The sequence below is a fragment of the Chelatococcus composti genome, from assembly GCF_014201415.1.
GTDB lineage: Bacteria > Pseudomonadota > Alphaproteobacteria > Rhizobiales > Beijerinckiaceae > Chelatococcus_A > Chelatococcus_A composti.
Genome location: NZ_JACHEH010000002.1, coordinates 256,442 through 276,884, shown reverse-complemented (window position 1 = coordinate 276,884; position 20,443 = coordinate 256,442). Strand labels below are relative to the sequence as shown.

Genomic DNA, 20,443 nt, shown 5'->3' with positions numbered 1-20,443 from the left:
ATGTAATGGTGGCGGGACCCGGCGCAAGCGCCGGGTCCCGCCGGACATGTCTCGTTACGCGCTCTTCTTCTTGTCGTCGTCGACTTCCTGGAAGTCGGCGTCGATCACATCATCCTTGGCCTCGTCCTTGGCCTCGCCCGCGCCGGCTCCGGTGGCGTTCTGCGAGGCCTGGTAGATGGCCTCGCCGAGTTTCATGGAGGCCTGCAGCAGGTCGTTGGTCTTGGCCTGGATGTTGGCCACGTCGTCGCCCTCGAGCGCGGTCTTCAGCGCCGCGATGGCGTCCTCGATGGCGCCCTTCTCGGCGGCGCCGACCTTGTCGCCATACTCCTTGAGTGACTTCTCGGTCGAGTGGATGAGGCTCTCGCCCTGGTTCTTCGCCTCGACCAGCTCGCGCCGCTTCTTGTCCTCGGCCGCGTGCGCCTCCGCCTCCTTGATCATCTTCTCGATGTCGGCCTCGGACAGGCCGCCGGAGGCCTGGATGCGGATGGCCTGCTCCTTGCCGGTGGCCTTGTCCTTGGCCGAGACGTTGACGATGCCGTTGGCGTCGATGTCGAACGTCACCTCGATCTGCGGCACGCCGCGCGGCGCCGGCGGGATGCCGACGAGATCGAACTGGCCGAGCAGCTTGTTGTCTGCCGCCATCTCGCGCTCACCCTGGAAGACGCGGATGGTGACAGCCGTCTGGTTGTCCTCGGCGGTCGAGAACACCTGGCTCTTCTTGGTCGGGATGGTCGTGTTGCGGTCGATGAGGCGCGTGAACACGCCACCCAGCGTCTCGATGCCGAGCGACAGCGGCGTCACGTCGAGCAGCAGCACGTCCTTCACGTCGCCCTGCAGCACGCCGGCCTGGATGGCGGCGCCGATGGCGACCACCTCGTCAGGGTTGACGCCCTTGTGCGGCTCCTTGCCGAAGAACTGCTTCACGACCTCCTGCACCTTGGGCATGCGCGTCATGCCGCCGACGAGGACGACCTCGTCGATGGCGCCCGCCGACAGGCCCGCGTCCTTGAGCGCCTTGCGGCACGGCTCGATGGTGCGCTGGATAAGGTCGTCGACCAGCGCCTCGAACTTGGCGCGCGTCAGCTTGAGCGCGAGGTGCTTCGGCCCGGAGGCGTCGGCCGTGATGTAGGGCAGGTTGATCTCGGTCTGCTGGGCGGACGAGAGCTCGATCTTCGCCTTCTCGGCGGCCTCCTTGAGGCGCTGCAGCGCGAGCTTGTCCTTGCGCAGGTCGATGCCCTGCTCCTTCTGGAACTCGTCGGCGAGATACTCGACGAGGCGCATGTCGAAGTCCTCACCGCCGAGGAACGTGTCACCGTTCGTCGACTTCACCTCGAAGACGCCGTCGCCGATCTCGAGGATCGAGATGTCGAAGGTGCCGCCGCCCAGGTCGTAGACGGCGATGGTGCCGTTCGATTTCTTGTCGAGGCCGTAGGCAAGCGCGGCGGCCGTGGGCTCGTTGATGATGCGCAGCACCTCGAGGCCGGCGATCCGGCCGGCGTCCTTCGTGGCCTGGCGCTGGGCGTCGTTGAAGTAGGCGGGGACGGTGATGACAGCCTGGTCGACCTTCTGGCCGAGATAGGCTTCTGCCGTCTCCTTCATCTTCTGCAGCGTGAAGGCGGAGATCTGCGACGGCGAATATTCCTTGCCGTCGGCGGCGACCCAGGCGTCGCCGTTGCTCGCCCTGACAATCTTGTACGGCACGAGGCCGATGTCCTTCTTCGTCATCGGGTCGTCGTAGGTGCGACCGATGAGGCGCTTGATGGCGAAGAAGGTGCGTTCGGGGTTCGTCACCGCCTGGCGCTTGGCCGGCTGGCCGACGAGACGCTCGCCATCATCCGTGAAGGCAACGATCGAAGGCGTCGTGCGGGCGCCTTCCGCGTTCTCGATCACCTTGGGCGTCGTGCCTTCCATCACCGCGACGCAGGAATTGGTGGTGCCGAGGTCGATACCGATAACTTTACCCATGGATGTGATCCCTCACTTTCAAGCAGACCGCCGTGCCGGATCCCGAAGCGATCCGGCCCATGGCTTGACTCTGACCAAACTCGGGCGCATCGCGGTTGGCTGTCGCGTTGAGCTCCTGACCGACAATCCGCACGTCGGGCGCGTATATAAGGACAGGCCCAGCGGCAAGCAAGGCAACTGTCTCACGCGCCGGCGGCGTTGTCTCCAGCCATGAGATGGATGTGGCGGCAGCGCTTCGCAAGGCTCGCGGTCGTAATGGGCGCACTGCGCTGCCGGAATGGATGGTGGCGTCAGCGGCTGGTCCGGCCGGCCTCCCAGCCGAGGATGGCCTGCTTGCGCGTGAGTCCCCAGTGATAGCCCGTGAGGGCACCAGAGCTGCCGAGCACGCGGTGGCAAGGCACGACGAAGGAAATCGGGTTCCTGCCGACGGCGGCGCCGACGGCCCGGGCCGCGCCCCGCTTGCCTATGTGCTCCGCAACCTGCGCATAGGTGGTGGCGCATCCCATCGGCACCTTGAGCAGGGTGCTCCACACGCGGATCTCGAAATCCGTACCGATGAGCACAACCTTCAGCGGCTGGTCCGGCCGCCACATTGCCGGGTCGAAGATGCGGCGGGCGAGCGGCGCCGTCACGGCCGTGTCCTCCACATAGTGCGCCCGCGGCCAGCGCCGGCGCATGTCGGCGAGGGCCGCCGCGCGGTCGCCGCCGTCGACGAAGCCGAGGCCGGCGAGGCCGCGGTCCGTGGCGACGAGGATGGCCTCGCCGAAGGGCGAGGGATGGAAGCCGTAGGACATGACGAGCCCGGCGCCGCCGGCCTTGTAGGCGCCAGGTGTCATCGCCTCATGCGTGACGAAGAGGTCGTGCAGGCGGCCGGGGCCGGACAGGCCGACCTCGTAGGCCGTCTCGAGCACGCTGGCGGAGGCCCTGAGCAGGGCGCGCGCCCGGTCCAGGGTGATCGCCTGCAGGAAGGCCTTGGGCGAAAGGCCGCACCAGCGCCGGAAGAGATGGTGTACCTGCGTCGTCGTCAGCCCGACGTGGGTGGCGATGTCGTCAAGCGACGGCTGGCTGCGCCAGCGCTCGGAGATGAAGGCAATGATGCGGCGCACGCGCTCGTAGTCGCCCGCACTCGCCGCGGCGCCGTCGGCCGCGGGCAGCTCGTCGAAGGCGGGCAGGGTCTCGGTCGTGGTGTCGAGCATGGTGCGGGGATCCTCCGACGCGAGCATAGGCGCTGATCCGGTCCCTGCCACCCGAAAGCTGCGCGGCGTCGCCCGCAGCCCGGCGCCTCGCGTCAGCCCTTCTTGGCGACGAGGAGGGCGGCTCCGAAAGCGTCGGCAAAGTCGGCGCGCTCGGCGGCGGAGAGCGCCCCGGCCACCGGCACCCGCTCGCCGCGGGAGACGAGCGCGAGCGCGACGAGGCCAAAGTCCTCGTCGGTGACGCGCTCGAGCCGCGTCCAGGCCGGGTTGAAGCGCCACTCGCGCCGGTCGCCGCGGTGGCTGACCTTGCGCAGGAGCAGCTCGATCCGCGTGAGGAACACTTCCTCGAAGCTGCGGGCGCGGCTGAAGTTGATGCGGAAGGCGAGATAGAGGGCGAGAAGGTCAAGCCCGAAGAAGCCCGCCACCGGCCAGGCCCCGGCGAGCATGAAGGGCAGGCTGGAGACGAGGGTTGCGACGCACATGAGCGTCATCACCAGCCGGAAGGCATTCTGCCCCAGCGAGCGGTGCGGTGTGATGAGCGCGCAGAACAGCGGTTCGGTCGCAGGATCGGGCGGGGCCGGTTCTGGCGGGAGAGAGTGCTTGTCGCTCGTCATGGCCGTCCATTATAGGTCCGGCATGCGCGCGAAGCACCCTTCTTCTCCCGCCGTCGACGTGGCGGCCTCCGAACCGCAAGAGCCGAAGGCGCCGAAGCCGGCCCCGATGCGGACCCGCAGGGCGAGGAAGGGGCCGGTCGTGCCGGACGCGGCGACGGTGGCCGAGATCTTCCGGCGCTTCCACGCGGCCAATCCGGAGCCGAAGGGCGAGCTCGAATACGTCAATCCCTACACGCTGCTTGTCGCGGTCGTGCTCTCGGCCCAGGCGACGGATGCCGGCGTCAACAAGGCCACGCGTCCGCTCTTCGCCGTCGTGGACACGCCGCAGAAGATGCTCGCCTTCGGCGAGGAGCGGTTGCGCGACGCCATCAAGACCATCGGCCTCTACCGCAACAAGGCGAAGAACGTCATCGCCCTGTCGCAGCAGCTCATCGAGCGGTTCGGCGGCGAGGTGCCACGCACGCGCGAGGAGCTCGAGTCCCTGCCAGGCGTCGGCCGCAAGACGGCGAACGTGGTCCTCAACATCGCCTTCGGCGCGCCGACCATCGCCGTCGACACCCATCTCTTCCGGGTCGCCAACCGCATTCCGCTGGCCCCCGGCAAGACGCCGCTGGCGGTGGAGCTTGGCCTTGAGAAGATCGTGCCCGAGCCCTACAGGCGCCACGCGCACCATTGGCTCATCCTGCACGGGCGCTACGTCTGCAAGGCGCGCAAGCCCGATTGCGGCCGCTGCATCATCAACGACCTGTGCCGCTACGAGGCCAAGACGATATGAGGCGCGCTGGCGCGACGGCTCAGCCGTAGACGAGGAGTCCGGCGAGGCCGGCCGCGCCGACGACGATGCGCCACCAGCCGAAGACGGCGAAGCCGTGCCGCGAGACGAAGTCGAGCAGGGAGCGCACCACGAAGAGCCCGGCAAGGAAGGCCGAGACGAAGCCGATGACGATCAGCGCACCATCGTGGAAGGTGAGGTTCTTGTAGTTCTTCAGGAGGTCGTAGGCAAAGGCCCCGGCCATGGTCGGCATGGCGAGGAAGAAGGAGAACTCCGCTGCCGAGCGCTTGTCGGCGCCCATCAGCATGGCGCTCACGATGGTGGCGCCCGAGCGCGACACGCCGGGAATCATGGCGAGGCACTGGCAGATGCCGATCTTGAGATACATCGACAGCGGGTAGTGCATGGCGTCCCGGTACTCGACCCGCAGCTTCAGCCCGTCGACGGCGAGCAGCACCACACCGCCGACAAGCAGCGAGATGCAGACGATCTTCGGGTCGAACAGCACTTCCTTGATGAAGCCGTGCAGGAGCGCGCCCACGATCGCGGCCGGCAGGAAGGCAAGGAGGACGCCGAGGACAAAGCGACGCATGCCGGGGTCCGTTGGCAGGCCGCGGGCGATGGTGAGGAGCTTGCCGCAGTAGACCGAAAGGATGGCGAGGATGGCACCGAGCTGGATGAGGACCTCGAACGTCTTGCCGTTCGACTCGAAGCCGATGAAATGGCCGAGGAGCAGCAGGTGGCCGGTGGACGACACGGGGAGGAACTCCGTCAGGCCTTCGACGAGGCCGAGCACGAGTGCTTCGAGGGCGTCCGTGAAAGTCATGGGGCGATCCTGCGGCCTGTGTGCGAGCTGTGAAGAGTTCCGGGAAGGCGCGGGGACGGCTGTCCTCGCGAAGCGAATCGAGTTGTGTCGGCCCGGCAGCGGTTCTATACGGGGAAAGGCCATCGTGCCAGCCGGTCTGCGGCGCGCGGATATGCCGGCAGGTGACCGCTCCCGCCTTATTGCCGCCCGCCTGTCAGCATAGTCCGCGCGTATCATGGCGACGCTTCATCACTATCCCTTCTGCCCGCACTCCCGTTTTGTCCGGCTCATCTTCGGCGAGCTCGGCGTCGAGCTGTCCATGGTCGAGGAAAAGCCGTGGGAGCGGCGCACCGAGTTCCTGATGCTCAACCCGGCCGGCCTCGTGCCCGTGCTGGTGGACGAGCACGGGCTCGTGGTACCCGGCGCCACCGTCATCGCCGAATATCTCGACGAGGCGCGCGCCGGCGGGCTCGACGCCATGCGCCGCCTCATGCCGCAGACGGTGGCCGATCGCGTCGAGGTGCGGCGGCTGATGGAGTGGTTCCACCAGAAGTTCTTTGAGGAGGTGTCGGGCTATCTCGTCACCGAGAAGATCTACAAGCGCTTCATGGGGGCCGATGCCGGTGGCGGCCCGCCGGACATGAGCGCCATCCGTGCGGCGCGCAACAATGTCCGCTATCATCTGAAATACATCGGTTTCCTGGCCGCCAAGCGGAATTGGCTGGCGGGCGCGCAGCTCACCTACGCCGACCTTGCGGCGGCAGCGCACCTGTCCTGTGCCGACTACCTGGGCGACGTGCCTTGGGACGAGGACGAAACGGCGAAGGCGTGGTACGCACGGATAAAATCGCGGCCGTCCTTCCGGACGCTGCTGAACGACAGGGTGCCGGGCATGGCGCCGGCCGCCCATTACGCGGATCTCGATTTCTGACGGGCGAGGCTCTGAGGCGTGCGGTTGCCGCCCGGGCGGCGGCCGAGGGCTTCGACGTCCTCAGGGTCACGCATCCGGGCGCCGCACCGCAACTGCCGGAAAGGCTCCGCGCCTGGCTGGCGGAGGGCCACCATGGCGACATGGCTTGGATGGCCGACAGGGCCGACGAGCGGGCTGATCCCGTGCGGTTGTGGCCGCAGGTGCGCTCCATTCTCCTCCTCGGCATGAACTACGGCCCGGCGCAGGATCCGCTGGCCAGCCTGGCGCGGCCCGAGCGCGCGACCATTTCGGTCTATGCCCGCAACCGCGACTACCACGACATCATCAAGGGCAAGCTTAAGCAGGTGGCGTCGCTGCTCGCCTCCGCCGGCGGCGCGGACGTCAAGGTCTTCGTCGACACGGCGCCGGTGATGGAGAAGCCGCTTGCCGCGGCGGCCGGCCTCGGCTGGCAGGGCAAGCATACGGTGCTTGTCTCCCGCGCCTTCGGGAGCTGGCTCTTCCTCGGCGCCATTTTCACAACGGCGGACCTGCCGGCGGACGCGCCGGAGCGGGACCGTTGCGGCTCATGCCGGCGTTGCCTCGACATCTGCCCGACGGCAGCCTTCCCGGAGCCCTACGTGCTCGATGCGCGGCGCTGCATCTCGTATCTCACCATCGAGCACAAGGGGCCTATCCCGCGCGACCTGCGGCCGCTGATGGGCAACCGGGTCTTCGGCTGCGACGACTGCCTCGCCGTCTGCCCCTGGAACAAGTTTGCGCAGCAGGCGCGGGAGGTGCGCCTCGCCGCCCGGCCGGACCTGACGGCGCCGTCGCTCGCCGCGCTGGCGCGGCTCGACGATGCTGCCTTCCGCCAGTTTTTCGCCGGCTCGCCCGTCAAGCGCACGGGGCGAGAGCGCTTCATTCGCAACGTGCTCGTGGCCATCGGCAATTCGGGCTTGCCCTCGCTGGCGCAAGCGGCCCTTCCCCTTCTCGACGACCCCTCCGCCCTGGTGCGGGGCGCGGCGGTGTGGGCCCTGTCGCGGCTGCTGCCGAGAGGGGAGTTCACGGCCCTCGCCGCGCGCCGCATTGACGGGGAGGAGGACGCGGCCGTGCGTGAAGAGTGGCAACAGGCGCTTCAGGAGAGTGTGGGGGGAGGACTGGCTTGAACTTGTTCGTCTTCGGGCTGGGCTATAGCGCCAGCCATTTCGTCGCCCGCCATCGCGACCGCTTCGAGCGCGTGTGGGCAACGGTGCGCACGCCGGAGAATGCGGCTGCCGTCAATGCTGCGCCGGGCGGCGTCGAGGCCTTCGTCTTCACGGGAGAGAAGCTGCAGGAGGCGGCCGCCGAGGCCCTCGCGCAGGCCGATGCGCTCATCGTCAGCATTCCGCCGGGGCCGCAAGGGGACGTGGTCCTCGCGGCGGCGCGCGAGGCCGTCGCCGGGGCGCCGCGACTCGGGTGGATCGCATATCTGTCCACGGTCGGCGTCTACGGCGACCATGGCGGCGCCTGGGTGGACGAGAACGCGCCGCTCAACCCCTCCCAGGGGCGCACGCGCCAGCGCGTCGTCGCGGAGGAGGCGTGGCTGGCGCTCGGCCGCGAGACCGGCAAGGCGGTCCAGATCTTCCGGCTCGCGGGCATTTACGGGCCGGGCGGGCGCAGCCCGCTCGGCAAGCTCCTGCGCGGCGAAGCACAGCGCATCGTCAAGCCCGGCCAGGTGTTCAACCGCATCCACGTGGAAGACATCGCCGCGGCGCTGGCGGCGTCGCTCGCGCGCCCGTCGCCCGGGGCGATCTACAACGTCAGCGACGACGAGCCGGCGCCGCCGCAGGACGTCGTGGCCTATGCCGCCGAGCTGGCCGGTGTTGCGCTGCCGCCGGAGGTTCCCTTCGAGGAGGCCGACCTGCCGCCCATGGCACGCAGCTTCTATGCGGACAACCGTCGGGTCTCGAACCGCCGCCTGCGCGAGGAGCTGGGCGTGACGCTCGCCTATCCCACCTACCGCGAGGGGATCGCGGCACTGGCACGGACAGAGCTCGCCGGGCGGAACTGAGCCCGCCCGTTAGGCCGCGTGGCGGTTTGCTGCCGGGCCGAAATGGTCGATGTAGCGGGGGTTGATGGCCTCGACAGGCAGGACCACCAGCACGTCCGTCGTGCCGAACTGATGGTCGATCACGGCCCCGTCGCCGATCGAGGCGCCGAGGCGCAGATAGCCCTTGACCAGCGGCGGCAGCGCATGCAGCGCGGCCTTGGGGTCGACCGCCTCCTTCGGCAGCCGGTCCATGGCGACGCCGCGGCCGGCGAGCGCATTGGCCCGCCATCTCTCCGGTGCGCGGGCGTAATGGTGCAGGAAGCTCAGCTGCAGCGCCATCTTGTCCGGGTTGGTGCCCTCAAGGCTGGCGCAGCCCAGCATCACGTCGATGCGGTGGTGCAGCACATAGGCCCAGATACCGTGCCACAGCAGCTCGACGGTACGCTTGTTGCGGTAGGGCTTCAGCACGCAGGAGCGGCCGAGCTCCAGGAAACGCTTGTCCGGATTAGCGTCGATCAGCGGCTGGATGTCGAACTCGCCGGCCGTGTAGAAGCCCCAGTGCCGGTCGGCCACCTCCTGCCGCAGCAGGCGGTAGGTGCCGACCACCTGCGGCTTGGGATTGCGGAAGGCTTTCTTGGGCACGTCGTAGTCGAGCACGAGCAGGTGGTCGCAGATGGCGTCGTACTCGTCGACATCGCGCCGCGACAGCATGGAGGTCGCGTTCGGCAGTGCCGACATCTCCTCGTAGAACACCTGGTAGCGCAGCCTCTGCGCCTGCTTGATCTCCTTGCGCGTGCGCGCGAGGCGCACCTCGAGCGAGCCGAGCCGCCCGAGGACCGTGGGCAGGCCGCCGGCATCGGCCGGCGCCGGCGCGCGGAACGGCAGGAGTGCGCTTGCCGTGGCTGCGCCCCAGTTGCTCGGGCGCAGCATGTTTGTCAGGCCGCGGGGTACGAGCCGGATGACATCGGGTTGCGCGGCCCCTCGCGAGGTCTTCACCTGTGTCGGATCGTAAACCATGAGCCCCAGACCGTCTGCCCCGTAAGCGGCGGCGTCAGCCCAGCGCGCCGGTTTGCCGACGCAGCCATTTCCACCGCATATGTTAACGGAACCATAAGCCTCGGAACGTTTTGTGACAACGAGGAGATGGGGCGGGCATCTCACGCCTGTGCCGCGCCGGGCGTTCCCGAACCTTCGACAAGTTCCTGAATTTTCTGGCGTTCAAACGGTTTGGCGAGGAAGCCGTCGGCCCCGGCGGCCATGGCTGCCGCGCGGTCCTCGGCGAAGGCGTTGGCGGTCAGCATCACGATTCGCACGTGCGTCGGACGGGGGTGGGCAGCCTCCATGGCGCGGATGCGGCGCACGGCCTCGAGCCCGTCCATCTCGGGCATGCGTGCGTCCATGAGAATGAGATCGAACGGCTCTTCGTGGCCGGCGAGCACCCGCCGCATCTCGGCGACGGCCTTGGTGCCGTCCCGCACCCAGACGGTCTCCGCCCCCGCGCCCTCGAGCAGCTTGAGCGCGAGCAGGGCGTTGATCTCGTTGTCCTCGGCGAGAAGGACGCGCCGCTTGCGCTGGGACCGTTCGGTAGCCCTGGGCTGGGCCTGCGCCTCTGTCGCGGGGGGCTGCTGGGGCGGCGGCGTGACGGGCTCGAGCGCGATCTGCTGCATCAGGGACAGGGCGCGGACCGGCTTCACCAGATAGCCGTCGAATCCGGCTGCGGCAGGGGGGCCGAACTCGCGGCGCTCGAAGGGCGAGAGCAGGATGAGGCTGCGCCGCACGCCCGAGCGCCGGGCGAGGGCGGCGAGGCGCCGGGCTGCCTCCTCGCCGAGTGCGCAGTCGGTGAGGACCACGTCGTATTTCTCCGTCGTCATCGCGGCGCTGGCGGCCGCCTCGCTCGTGCGGATCTCGGCCTGGGCGCCGGCGGCCACGAGCCGGCGCGCGATGAACGGCGCCTCGAAGGGAGAATCGGCGATGATGAGCACGCGCTTGCCCGAGAGGTCCACCTTCGTCGGCGGCGGCAGGGCCGGGGGGCTGTCTCCGCCGACAGCGGCGAGGGCGATGGCGAAGCGGAAGGTGGCGCCGCGGCCCTCCTCGCTCTCCACGGTGATGGTCCCGCCCATGCGTTCCACGATGTGCCGGCAGATGGCGAGGCCGAGGCCAGTGCCACCGTGACGCCGGCTCGCGGTGTCGTCGACCTGCTCGAACTCGCGGAAGACGGCGTCCTGCCGATCCTTGGGGATGCCGGGGCCGGTGTCGGCGACGCTGAAGGCCACGAGCCCGTCAGGCTGCACCTCGATGCAGACGCCGACACCGCCGCGGTCCGTGAACTTCACCGCATTGCCGGCGAGGTTCATCAGCACCTGGCGCAGGCGGTCGCGGTCGCCCAGGACGAGGGGCGGCAGGTCGGGCGAGACGGAGCTCGCGATCTCGATGCCCTTGCCCTGGGCGCGGGGGGCCAGCAGCTCGACGACGTTCTCGACGAGGCTGCGCAGGTCGAACGGCTCCTGCACGAGGGCGATCTTGCCGGCCTCGATCTTGGAGAAGTCCAGGATGTCGTCGATGAGCGACAGCAGCACCTCGCCCGAGGTCTTCACGGCACGCACATAGGTGGCCTGTTCGGGGTCGAGGCGGGTGTCGGCCAGCAGGTCGGCCATGCCGAGGATGCCGTTGAGCGGCGTGCGCACCTCATGGCTGACGGTGGCGAGGAAGCGGGACTTGGCCTCGCTCGCCGCCTCGGCGCGGTGGCGTGCATCGAGCAGGTCGTGCTCGGCGGCGACGCGGCTCGTCACGTCCCGGCCCACGCGCTGGCGTTCGGCGCCGCTGTCGCCGAGGGCGAGGGTCTCGATCCACGAGATCCAGACGATGCCGCCGCCGTATTCGATGGCCTCGTCGAAGATGCGGGCGCCGGTCGTGGACAGGCGCACGTCGCTGACTTCACGCACGACCGGCTGCCAGGTGGTGCCGATGAGCTCCTCGCGCGGCCGGCCGGCGAGGCGTGCGAAGGCGTCGTTGCAGTAGACGATCCGCCCGTCCTGGGCGCGGCGCACGATGAGGTCGCCCTGCGCCTCGACGATGCTGCGGTAGTGCTCGCGACTTTCGGACAGTTCCCAGATCGAATCGTGCAGCGCCTCGATCTCGGCCTCCAGACGGTCGATCTGGTCGAGAAGCGTCCGCCGGCGCCGGAGGATGAGCCACACCACGGTCGCGACCACGATCAGCGCGGCGGCGCCGGCCACGAGATCATGAGATGTGGTCAGAAGGTCCATGGGGCGTTCAGCTCAGCTTTCGTTGCTGCGCAACCTCCCATGGAGGCGTTGAGATTGCGTTGGCAGGCGTGCTGAATCGCCCGTTAAAGCCTCAGGCCGGTACGGCGAGCCGCTCGAGCGCCGTGCGGTAGGACAGGGCCTCGGCGAGATGCAGGCGCCCCACCCGTTTCTCGCCGTCGAGGTCGGCCAGGGTCCGCGCCACCTTGAGCACCCGGTGGTAGCCGCGGGCGGTGAGGCGCATGGCGTCCGCCGCACCGCGGATGAGGGCGAGGCCGGCCTCGTCGGGCCGGGCCACTTCCTCGAGCACCGGCACGGGGCAGCGGGCATTGGTGGTCACCCCGGAAAGGCCGAGCGAGGCGTAGCGGGCGGCCTGCACGGCGCGGGCGCGGGCGACGCGCTCGGCCACCTCCGCCGAGCCCTCGGCCGGTGGCGGCAGGATGAGATCGGCGGCCGTGACGGCCGGCACCTCGATGATGAGGTCGATGCGGTCGATGAGCGGGCCGGACAGACGGGCCTGGTACTGCGCCATGCAGCGCTCATTGGGCGCGCGCCGGCAGGCGTAGCCCGGCTCGGTGGCGCGGCCGCAGCGGCATGGGTTCATGGCGGCGACGAGCTGGAAACGGGCCGGGTAGCTGACACGGTGGTTGGCGCGCGAGATCAGCACCTCGCCGGTCTCCAGCGGCTGGCGCAGGCTGTCGAGCACCTGAGGCTGGAACTCGGGCAGCTCGTCGAGAAAGAGCACGCCGTGGTGCGCGAGCGAGACCTCACCTGGCTGCGCCCTGAGGCCACCGCCGACGAGCGCAGCCATGGAGGCGGAATGGTGCGGCGCGCGGAAGGGCCGGCGATCGGTAAGCGCCCCGTCGGCAAGGAGGCCGGCGACGGAGTGGATCATGGAGACTTCGAGCAGCTCGGCCGGGGCGAGCGGCGGCAGGATCGACGGCAGGCGCTGCGCCAGCATCGACTTGCCGGCGCCGGGCGGGCCGTTCATCAGGAGGTTGTGGCCGCCGGCGGCGGCGATCTCAAGCGCCCTCTTGGCGCTCTCCTGGCCCTTGATGTCCTTCAGGTCGGGCAGGTCGGAGCCCGGGGGCGCCACCGCCGGCTGGGGCCGGGCCATGACCTGTGTGCCCTTGAAGTGGTTGGCGAGCTGCACGAGGGAGCGCGGCGCGAGAATGTCGAGGTCGCCGCTCGCCCACGCCGCCTCGGGCCCGCAGGCAGCGGGGCAGATGAGCCCGTGGCCGCGCGCACTGGCGGCAATGGCGGCCGGCAGCACGCCGGCAACGGGCGCGATCGAGGCATCGAGCGCGAGCTCGCCGATCACCGTGTAGCCGGCGAGGGCATCGGCCGGCACGGCGCCGATGGCCGCCATGACGGCAAGCGCGATGGGCAGGTCGTAGTGCGAGCCTTCCTTGGGCAGGTCGGCCGGCGCGAGATTGACGGTGATGCGCTTGGCCGGCAGGGTGAGCCCGGCGGCCATCAGGGCCGCGCGCACGCGCTCGCGGCTCTCGGCCACTGCCTTGTCGGGCAGGCCGACGATGGTGAAAGCCACGTTGCCCGGTGCGATCTGCACCTGCACGTCCACCGCCCGCGCCTCGATCCCTTCAAACGCGACCGTCGCGACCCTCGTCACCATGTCCTTCCCCCCGGGCCCAGCCAGCTTAGCGGCGATCGACCTTCTGCTCAAGAACAGGAAGAGAACAAAAGCAGGCGCGATTGTGGCGGTCCACCGCTTCGGCCGGGGCAGGGCAGGGTTGCGCCGGCAGCGCGGGCCTTGGTTGCTGTAACGCGCTATGCGTTGCCTGAGCGGCAGCGCGTGCGCCGCCGGGGAGGAAGGTTCGCAGACATGGCGTTGGATGCCGCGCTGCTGGCGCTGCCGGTCAAGATGCTGCTCGTGGCGGCCGTCGTCGTCGCTGGCTCGCTCGCGGCGCAGAAGGCGGGGCCCTTCGTCGGGGGGCTGATCGCGACGCTGCCGATCTCGGCCGGCCCGGCCTATGTCGTGCTGGCCCTGGACCACGGCGCTGCCTTCATTGCCGAGAGCGCCGTGGGCAGCGTCAGCATCAATGCGGTGACGGTGCTTTTCGTCATGACCTATGCGGTGCTCGCCCGGCGTGGGGTGGGCGCCCCCGGCTGCCTTGCCGGCGCGATCGGCGCGTGGCTGCTCGCCGCCGTCGCCATCCGCGCCCTCACGCCGCCGCTGTGGGCGGGCCTCGTGCTCAACGCCGTTGCACTTGCCATCGGCGTGCCGCTGGCGCTGCGCTTCTCGCGAGTGGCGATGCCTCCTGCCAATGCGTCCCGCCCGGTGGATCTCGTACTGCGCGCGCTTGCCGTGGCGACGCTCGTCGGCGTCCTCAGCGTCGTGAGCTGGCACATCGGCCCGCTCGCCTCGGGCATCCTCGCGCTCTTCCCCGTCGTGATCCCGAGCGTCGTCGTCGTGACGCACCGTGCGGTCGGGGGGCTGGCCGCTGCCGCGGTGGCGGCGAGCAGCATCTACGGCCTCGCCGGTTTTGCTGCAGGGATGGCCGCGGTGCATCTCGCCGCCGTGCCCCTCGGTGCGGCCGCGGCACTCCTGATCGGCCTCGCCATCTCCGTTGCCTGGAACGGCCTGCTCTTCATGCTGCGGCTGCGGCGGATGCGCCGGGTGGCGGCTGCCACCTGATCACCGCTGGTTCTGCTCGGCCCGCAGCGCCTTGAGGCGATAGAGGGTCTCCAGTGCCTCGCGGGGTGTCATCTCGTCCGGGTCGAGGCCGTCGAGGGCCTCCCTGAGCACGTCTTTCTGCGGCGTTGCGGCGGCGGGGCGCTGCGACACGGCGGCGAACAGTGGCAGGTCGTCGACGAGCGCGGCGACCGGCTTCTCCCGCTCGGTCTTTTCCAGTTCGTCGAGGATGGCGCGGGCGCGCGCGATGACCGGCGGCGGCAGGCCGGCGAGCTTGGCGACCTGGATGCCGTAGGAGCGGTCGGCCGCGCCGGGAATGACCTCGTGGAGGAACACGACGTCGCCCTTCCACTCGCTCACGCGCACCGTCGCGTTCTCGACACGCGCCAGGCGCTCGGAGAGCGCGGTGAGCTCGTGATAGTGGGTCGCGAAGAGCGAGCGGCAGCGGTTGACCTCGTGCAGGTGCTCGATGGCCGCCCAGGCGATGGACAGGCCGTCGAAGGTGGCCGTGCCGCGGCCGATCTCGTCGAGAATGACGAGGGAGCGCTCGCCCGCCTGGTTGAGGATGGCCGCCGTCTCGATCATCTCGACCATGAAGGTCGAGCGTCCGCGGGCGAGGTCGTCGGCGGCGCCGACGCGCGAGAACAGCTTGTCCACGATGCCGATGTGGGCCCTTGCCGCCGGCACGAAGGCGCCCATCTGGGCAAGCACGACGATGAGCGCATTCTGGCGCAGGAAGGTGGACTTGCCGGCCATGTTGGGGCCGGTGACAAGGGTGATGCGGCCAGCTTGCTCGCCCTCTGGCGGAGAGAGCGCGCAGTCGTTGGCGACGAAGGTCTGGCCGGCGCGCTTGAGCGCGGCCTCGACCACCGGGTGACGCCCGGCGGAAATGGAGAAGGCGAGACTGTCGTCGACGATGGGGCGGGTCCAGCCGAGGTCGTCGGCCAGCAGCGCAAGCGCCGCCGTGACGTCGACGACGGCGAGTGCCTCGGCGGCGCGCTTGATGGCTTCTCCCGCCGCGACGACGGCATTGCTGAGGCGGTCGAAGATGGCGAGCTCGATGCCGAGTGCCCTGTCGGCCGCCGAGGCGATACGTGCCTCGAGTTCGCCGAGCTCCACCGTGGAGAAGCGCATGGCCCCCGCCATCGTCTGGCGGTGGACGAAGGTGGCGTTGTGGGGCGGCTTGAGGAGATCCTCGCCGACGGCGGCGGGCACCTCGACGAAATAGCCGATGAGGTTGTTGTGCTTGACCTTGAGCGTCCGGCAGCCGGTCTCGTCGACATATCGGGCCTGCAGGGCGGCGATGAAGCGGCGCGAATCGACTTGCAGCACGCGCGCCTCGTCGAGTGCCGCGTCGTAGCCCTCGCGCACAAAGCCGCCGTCGCGCCTGAGCAGCGGCAGTTCGTCGGCGAGCGCAGCGGACAGGTCCTCGGCGAGGCCGGGCGCGATGCCCCGCATTGACCCGGCGGCGGCCGCGAGCTCCGCCGGCGGGGCAGCGTCCGCGAGCAGGTTCGCGATGGCCTCCGCCGCCCGGAGCCCGTCGCGCACCGCCGCAAGATCGCGCGGGCCGCCGCGGCCGAGTGTCAGGCGCGACAGGGCACGGGCGATGTCAGGCACCGCGGCGAGGGCCTGGCGCAGGCGTTCGCGCAGCGGCCGTTCCGCGACGAGGAAGGCCACGGCATCGTGGCGGGCGCGAATGGTGGCCACGTTGGTGAGCGGGCTCGCCAGCCGCTCGGCGAGGAGGCGTCCGCCGCCGGGCGTCACCGTGCGGTCGATGGTCGCAATAAGGCTGCCGCTGCGCTCGCCCGACAGGGTGCGCATCAGCTCGAGATTGGCGCGCGTCGCCGCGTCGATGGAGAGCGTGCCGGACAGGTCCTCGCGCAACGGCGGCGACAGGGGCGGCCGGGCAGAGAGCTGTGTGCGCTCCACATAGGCGAGTGCAGCTGCGGCCGCCGCGATCTCGGCGCGCGAGAAGGCGCCGAAGGCGTCGAGGCTCGCCACGCCGAAGAAGTCCTTCAGCCGCCGTTCGGCGGAGGCCGAGTCGAGCCCGTCGCGCGCCATGGGCGTGACGGCGGCGCGCTGCTCGCGCCACAGGTCGCGCAGCGAAGGCTCGTCGTAGATGGTGTCAGGCACCACGATCTCGCGCGGGTCGAGCCGCGCGATCTCGGCCGAGAGTCCGGAGGCCGGCGTTTCCGTCACCGTGAAGCGGCCGGTGGAGATGTCGATGGCGGCCAGGCCGTAGGCGTAGCTGTCCTCGCCGGTGCGGCGACGGGCGATGGCGACGAGAAGGTTGGCCCGCGCCGGGTCGAGCAGGCTGTCCTCGGTGATGGTGCCGGGCGTGACGAGGCGCACGACACCGCGCTGGACCACGGACTTGCCGCCGCGCTTCTTCGCCTCGGCGGGGTCCTCCATCTGCTCGCAGACGGCGACGCGGTGGCCGGCCGCGATGAGGCGCTGGAGATAGTCCTCGGCGCGCTCCACAGGCACGCCGCACATGGGGATATCCTCGCCGAGGTGCTTGCCGCGCTTCGTCAGGACGATGCCGAGGGTGCGCGAGGCAATCTCGGCGTCCTCGAAGAACAGCTCGTAGAAGTCGCCCATGCGGTAGAAGAGGAGACAGTCCGCGTGCGCGGCCTTGATCTCCATGTACTGCGCCATCATCGGGGTCATGCGCTGGAGCTCGGCCCGCACGGCCTCGGCGCCCGCATCCGCAGGCACGGCAACGCTGCCCGTCCGCTCCTGATCGTCCCTTGCGGCGCTAACTTCACGGCTCATGGGCCGGGACGCTAGCAGAGCCAACCCGGCGTTTCATCCTCCGTTGCATGGTTGATCTGCGGAAATCGTGGAGAACTTCGCTTGAGCGGAATCGTGCTGCTGCCGTAAGGTCGCGGCCGACCCGGAAACGCCCGAGATCAAGAAGACAATGGACACTGCCAAGCGCCGCTCCCGCCCTACCTTCACTGACCAGGAAGCCCTGCAATTTCATGCCCAGGGGCGGCCCGGCAAGCTGGAGGTGGTGCCCACCAAGCCCATGGCGACCCAGCGCGACCTCTCGCTCGCCTATTCACCCGGCGTCGCCGTGCCTGTGAAGGCGATTCACGAGGACCCGAGCGTCGCCTACGACTACACGACCAAGGGCAACCTCGTCGCCGTCATCTCCAACGGCACGGCCATCCTCGGCCTCGGCAACCTTGGCGCGCTCGCCTCGAAGCCGGTGATGGAGGGCAAGTCCGTCCTCTTCAAGCGCTTCGCCGATGTCGATTCGATCGACCTCGAGGTCGACACCGAGGACCCGGAAGCCTTCATCAACGCGGTGCGCTATCTCGGGCCGTCCTTCGGCGGCATCAACCTCGAGGACATCAAGGCGCCGGACTGCTTCATCATCGAGGAGCGCCTGCGCGAGCTGATGGACATTCCCGTCTTCCACGACGACCAGCACGGCACGGCCATCATCGCCGCCGCGGGGCTCATCAACGCGCTGCACCTGACCGGCCGCGACGTTAAGACGACCCGGCTCGTGATCAACGGCGCCGGCTCGGCCGGCATCGCCTGCGCCGAGCTTATCAAGGCGATGGGCTTCGCGCCCAACAACGTCATCCTCTGCGACACCAAGGGCGTCGTCTACAAGGGGCGCGAGGAGGGGATGAACCAGTGGAAGTCGGCCCATGCCGTCGAGACGAAGGCCCGCACCTTGGCCGAGGCGCTTGACGGGGCCGACGTCGTCTTTGGCCTGTCCGCCAAGGGTGCGCTCACGCCGGAGATGATCGCCTCCATGGCGCCGAACCCCATCATCTTCGCCATGGCCAACCCGGACCCGGAGATCCTGCCGGAGGAGGTTGCAGCCATCCGTGACGACGCCATCATGGCGACGGGCCGTTCGGACTATCCGAACCAGGTCAACAACGTCCTCGGGTTCCCCTACATCTTCCGCGGCGCGCTCGATGTGCAGGCGACGACGATCAACATGGAGATGAAGATCGCCGCCGCGCGGGCGCTCGCCGAGCTCGCGCGCGAGGATGTGCCGGACGAGGTGGCGGCCGCCTATCAGGGCGCGCGTCCGCGCTTCGGGCGCGACTACATCATTCCCGTGCCGTTCGACCCGCGCCTCATCCACGTGGTGCCGGTCGCTGTCGCCAAGGCGGCGATGGAGACGGGCGTGGCGCGCCGGCCCATCGTCGACATGCGCGGCTACAAGGCGCAGCTCTCGGCCCGGCGCGACCCGGTGGCGGGCACGCTCAACCGCGTCTTCGAGCGCGTCCGGCGCTTCCCGAAGCGCGTCGTCTTCGCCGAGGGCGAGGAGGAGCAGGTCATCCGCGCCGCCGTTTCCTTCGTCAACCAGGGGCTGGGCACGGCCATTCTGGTCGGGCGCGAGGAGCGCGTCTACGAGACGGCGCGGCTCGCCGGCATTGACCTCGAGGCCAAGGAAGGCATCGAGGTGCACAATGCCCGCCTGTCGCATCGCAACGCCGCCTACGCGCAGTTCCTCTACGAGCGGCTGCAGCGCAAGGGCTATCTGTTCCGCGACTGCCAGCGCCTCATCAACCAGGACCGCAACCACTTCGCCGCCGCGATGGTGGCGCTCGGCGACGCCGATGCGATGGTGACGGGCACGACGCGCAACTATTCAATCGCACTCGAGGACGTGCGCCGCGTCATCGACGAGAAGCCGGGCCACCGCGTCATCGGCGTGTCCATCGTCCTGGCGCGTGGTCGCACCGTCCTGGTCGCGGACACGGCCATCACCGAGATGCCGAGTGCACAGGATCTGGCGGAGATCGCGGTGGAAGCGGCGGGCGTCGCCCGCCGGCTCGGCTATGAGCCGCGTGTTGCCATGCTCGCCTTCTCCACCTTTGGCCACCCGACGGGCGAACGTTCGGAGCGCGTACAGGAGGCGGTGCGCATCCTCGACAGTCGGCGCTGCGACTTCGAGTACGACGGCGAGATGGCTGCGGATGTCGCGCTCAACCGGGACCTGATGAGCGTCTATCCGTTCTGCCGCCTGACCGGGCCGGCGAACGTGCTTGTCATGCCGGCCTTCCACTCGGCTTCGATCGCGACGAAGATGCTGCAGGAGCTCGGTGGCTCCACCGTCATCGGCCCGCTCATCGTCGGCCTCGACAAGCCGGTGCAGATCGTGTCGCTCGGCGCCAAGGACACGGACATCGTCAACATGGCGGCGCTCGCGGCCTTCAACGTGGGAGGGTGAGGCGGGGCCGCTAGAGGTCGAGCTCCCAGGTCTCGCTGACGAGATCCTTGCCGAAGTTCCTGCGGGGTTCGGCGGCGACGAGGCGGAACCCGGCCTTGGCATAGATGACGCGGGCCGTGGTCAGGACGTCGTTGGTCCACAGCGTGATGCGGGCATAGCCCGCGGCGCGGGCGAAGGCGATGCATTCGGCCACCAGCCGCCGGCCGAGGCCGAGCCCCCGTGCCGCAGGCTCGACGAACAGCAGGCGCAGCTTCGCCACCTCGTCGGACTGTCGCACGAGGCAGATGGAGCCCAGCCTGATGCCGTCGTGGTCGGCGATCCAGACGCGCTCGCGTGCGGGGTCAAAATTCTGCACAATGTCGCTGATCACCTGTGCCACGAGTCCCTCGAAGGTCGCATCCCAGCCATATTCTTCGGCGTAGAGCGCACCGTGGCGGGCGACGATCCAGCCGAAGTCGCCTGGACGGGGATCCCTCAGGACGATCCGGGCCGGATCGAGCCGGCCGGCGCCAAGCGCATTCTCCAGCGCGGCCATGGCCGTGACCAGCTGCTCCTGCGCGTCCTCCGTCAGGGGCGCGATGAGCGCCCCGGCCTCACGGCGGGCTGCCGCGTCGAGACCGGCGAAGGTCTCCCGGCCCTGTTCGGTGAGGGACAGGAGAGAGCGGCGCCCGTCGTCCGGCGAGGCGCGGCGAGCGACCAGCCCCCTCTCCTCGAAGCGGCGCAACAGGCGGCTGAGATAGCCGGCGTCGATCCCCGTCCGGCGGCGAAGCTCGGTCGCGGTCGTCTCCCCGCACTGGGCGAGCTCGTAGAGCACGCGTGCCTCGCTTAGCACGAAGCCGCTGTCGTGCAGGTGCTCGTGAAGGAAGCCGATCTCGCGCGTGTAGAAGCGGTTGAAGCGGCGCACGGCCGCGATGCGATCGTCGAGCGTGCTGCCCGTGGCCATGCCTGTCCCGGCATGGCGAAGTGTTGCCGTCACCATGGGTAGAACCCTCCCATCGCGGCAGCATCCTGTGATTGTTTGACTGAGTCAACT

General features: G+C 69.5%; 15 protein-coding genes. 6 read left to right on the top strand and 9 right to left on the bottom strand.

From position 1 onward, the window contains the following. Positions 1-54 precede the first annotated feature (54 nt). The 3 genes from dnaK to HNQ73_RS04590 all read right to left on the bottom strand — a co-directional run bounded on the left by dnaK (position 55) and on the right by HNQ73_RS04590 (position 3,772). Positions 55-1,965, bottom strand: a complete 1,911-nt coding sequence (dnaK, locus tag HNQ73_RS04600; RefSeq protein WP_183332722.1) for a molecular chaperone DnaK — start codon at positions 1,963-1,965, stop codon at positions 55-57. Positions 1,966-2,255: 290 nt separating this feature from the next. Next, a complete protein-coding gene (locus HNQ73_RS04595) occupies positions 2,256-3,161 on the bottom strand; it encodes a bifunctional helix-turn-helix domain-containing protein/methylated-DNA--[protein]-cysteine S-methyltransferase (protein WP_183332720.1) in 906 nt (301 codons plus the stop codon). 92 nt (positions 3,162-3,253) lie between these two features. Then, a complete protein-coding gene (locus HNQ73_RS04590) occupies positions 3,254-3,772 on the bottom strand; it encodes a DUF2244 domain-containing protein (protein WP_183332718.1) in 519 nt (172 codons plus the stop codon). Between the two features lie 22 nt (positions 3,773-3,794). Between HNQ73_RS04590 and nth the strand changes: the two genes are divergently transcribed. Beyond that, complete coding sequence (gene nth, locus HNQ73_RS04585; RefSeq protein WP_183333324.1) at positions 3,795-4,547, top strand: endonuclease III; 753 nt, start codon at positions 3,795-3,797, stop codon at positions 4,545-4,547. 19 nt (positions 4,548-4,566) lie between these two features. Here the strand turns inward: nth and HNQ73_RS04580 are convergent, their stop codons facing one another. Further along, the gene (locus HNQ73_RS04580) at positions 4,567-5,370 is read right to left on the bottom strand and encodes an undecaprenyl-diphosphate phosphatase (protein WP_183332716.1); all 804 of its coding nucleotides are present in this window, start codon (positions 5,368-5,370) and stop codon (positions 4,567-4,569) included. A gap of 214 nt (positions 5,371-5,584) precedes the next feature. On the opposite strand from HNQ73_RS04580, the gene HNQ73_RS04575 reads away from it, so the two are divergent. From HNQ73_RS04575 to HNQ73_RS04565, 3 genes are read left to right on the top strand one after another with little or no spacing between them, the layout of a single operon-like run. After that, positions 5,585-6,280, top strand: a complete 696-nt coding sequence (locus HNQ73_RS04575; protein WP_183332714.1) for a glutathione S-transferase family protein — start codon at positions 5,585-5,587, stop codon at positions 6,278-6,280. Continuing rightward, complete coding sequence (gene queG, locus HNQ73_RS04570) at positions 6,277-7,425, top strand: tRNA epoxyqueuosine(34) reductase QueG (protein WP_183333322.1); 1,149 nt, start codon at positions 6,277-6,279, stop codon at positions 7,423-7,425. The genes HNQ73_RS04575 and queG overlap by 4 nt, the downstream gene beginning before the upstream one ends. Beyond that, entirely contained in the window at positions 7,422-8,309 is an 888-nt protein-coding gene (locus HNQ73_RS04565) for an NAD-dependent epimerase/dehydratase family protein (protein WP_183332712.1), read from the top strand. The genes queG and HNQ73_RS04565 overlap by 4 nt, the downstream gene beginning before the upstream one ends. A 9-nt stretch (positions 8,310-8,318) precedes the next feature. Here HNQ73_RS04565 and olsB read toward each other — a convergent pair whose 3' ends face one another. The 3 genes from olsB to HNQ73_RS04550 form a co-directional block, all read right to left on the bottom strand. Beyond that, positions 8,319-9,305: a l-ornithine N(alpha)-acyltransferase gene (olsB, locus tag HNQ73_RS04560; RefSeq protein ID WP_183332710.1), complete on the bottom strand. Its 987-nt coding sequence runs from the start codon at positions 9,303-9,305 to the stop codon at positions 8,319-8,321. A gap of 140 nt (positions 9,306-9,445) precedes the next feature. After that, positions 9,446-11,554 carry a PAS domain-containing hybrid sensor histidine kinase/response regulator gene (locus HNQ73_RS04555; RefSeq protein WP_183332708.1) on the bottom strand — a complete coding sequence of 703 codons (2,109 nt, stop codon included), beginning with the start codon at positions 11,552-11,554 and terminating at the stop codon, positions 9,446-9,448. Between the two features lie 91 nt (positions 11,555-11,645). Next, entirely contained in the window at positions 11,646-13,184 is a 1,539-nt protein-coding gene (locus HNQ73_RS04550) for a YifB family Mg chelatase-like AAA ATPase (RefSeq protein WP_183332706.1), read from the bottom strand. Between the two features lie 210 nt (positions 13,185-13,394). Between HNQ73_RS04550 and HNQ73_RS04545 the strand changes: the two genes are divergently transcribed. Continuing rightward, on the top strand, positions 13,395-14,207 hold the full coding sequence (locus HNQ73_RS04545) for a hypothetical protein (RefSeq protein ID WP_183332704.1): 813 nt from the start codon (positions 13,395-13,397) through the stop codon (positions 14,205-14,207). On the opposite strand, the gene mutS is transcribed toward HNQ73_RS04545, so the two are convergent. Beyond that, complete coding sequence (gene mutS / locus HNQ73_RS04540) at positions 14,208-16,979, bottom strand: DNA mismatch repair protein MutS (RefSeq protein WP_183332702.1); 2,772 nt, start codon at positions 16,977-16,979, stop codon at positions 14,208-14,210. It lies immediately after the preceding gene. Between the two features lie 148 nt (positions 16,980-17,127). On the opposite strand from mutS, the gene HNQ73_RS04535 reads away from it, so the two are divergent. Beyond that, positions 17,128-19,410, top strand: coding sequence for an NADP-dependent malic enzyme (locus HNQ73_RS04535; RefSeq protein WP_183332700.1), 2,283 nt, complete (start codon positions 17,128-17,130; stop codon positions 19,408-19,410). 10 nt (positions 19,411-19,420) lie between these two features. Here HNQ73_RS04535 and HNQ73_RS04530 read toward each other — a convergent pair whose 3' ends face one another. Then, positions 19,421-20,389, bottom strand: a complete 969-nt coding sequence (locus tag HNQ73_RS04530; protein ID WP_183332698.1) for a bifunctional helix-turn-helix transcriptional regulator/GNAT family N-acetyltransferase — start codon at positions 20,387-20,389, stop codon at positions 19,421-19,423. Positions 20,390-20,443 lie beyond the last annotated feature (54 nt).

Bases quoted from the DNA above. Each gene is read 5' to 3' on its own strand.
- dnaK (WP_183332722.1), bottom strand. From the start codon at position 1,965: ATGGGTAAAGTTATCGGTATCGACCTCGGCACCACCAATTCCTGCGTC.
- HNQ73_RS04595 (WP_183332720.1), bottom strand. From the start codon at position 3,161: ATGCTCGACACCACGACCGAGACCCTGCCCGCCTTCGACGAGCTGCCC.
- HNQ73_RS04590 (WP_183332718.1), bottom strand. From the start codon at position 3,772: ATGACGAGCGACAAGCACTCTCTCCCGCCAGAACCGGCCCCGCCCGAT.
- nth (WP_183333324.1), top strand. From the start codon at position 3,795: ATGCGCGCGAAGCACCCTTCTTCTCCCGCCGTCGACGTGGCGGCCTCC.
- HNQ73_RS04580 (WP_183332716.1), bottom strand. From the start codon at position 5,370: ATGACTTTCACGGACGCCCTCGAAGCACTCGTGCTCGGCCTCGTCGAA.
- HNQ73_RS04575 (WP_183332714.1), top strand. From the start codon at position 5,585: ATGGCGACGCTTCATCACTATCCCTTCTGCCCGCACTCCCGTTTTGTC.
- olsB (WP_183332710.1), bottom strand. From the start codon at position 9,305: ATGGTTTACGATCCGACACAGGTGAAGACCTCGCGAGGGGCCGCGCAA.
- HNQ73_RS04555 (WP_183332708.1), bottom strand. From the start codon at position 11,554: ATGGACCTTCTGACCACATCTCATGATCTCGTGGCCGGCGCCGCCGCG.
- HNQ73_RS04550 (WP_183332706.1), bottom strand. From the start codon at position 13,184: ATGGTGACGAGGGTCGCGACGGTCGCGTTTGAAGGGATCGAGGCGCGG.
- HNQ73_RS04545 (WP_183332704.1), top strand. From the start codon at position 13,395: ATGGCGTTGGATGCCGCGCTGCTGGCGCTGCCGGTCAAGATGCTGCTC.
- mutS (WP_183332702.1), bottom strand. From the start codon at position 16,979: ATGAGCCGTGAAGTTAGCGCCGCAAGGGACGATCAGGAGCGGACGGGC.
- HNQ73_RS04535 (WP_183332700.1), top strand. From the start codon at position 17,128: ATGGACACTGCCAAGCGCCGCTCCCGCCCTACCTTCACTGACCAGGAA.
- HNQ73_RS04530 (WP_183332698.1), bottom strand. From the start codon at position 20,389: ATGGTGACGGCAACACTTCGCCATGCCGGGACAGGCATGGCCACGGGC.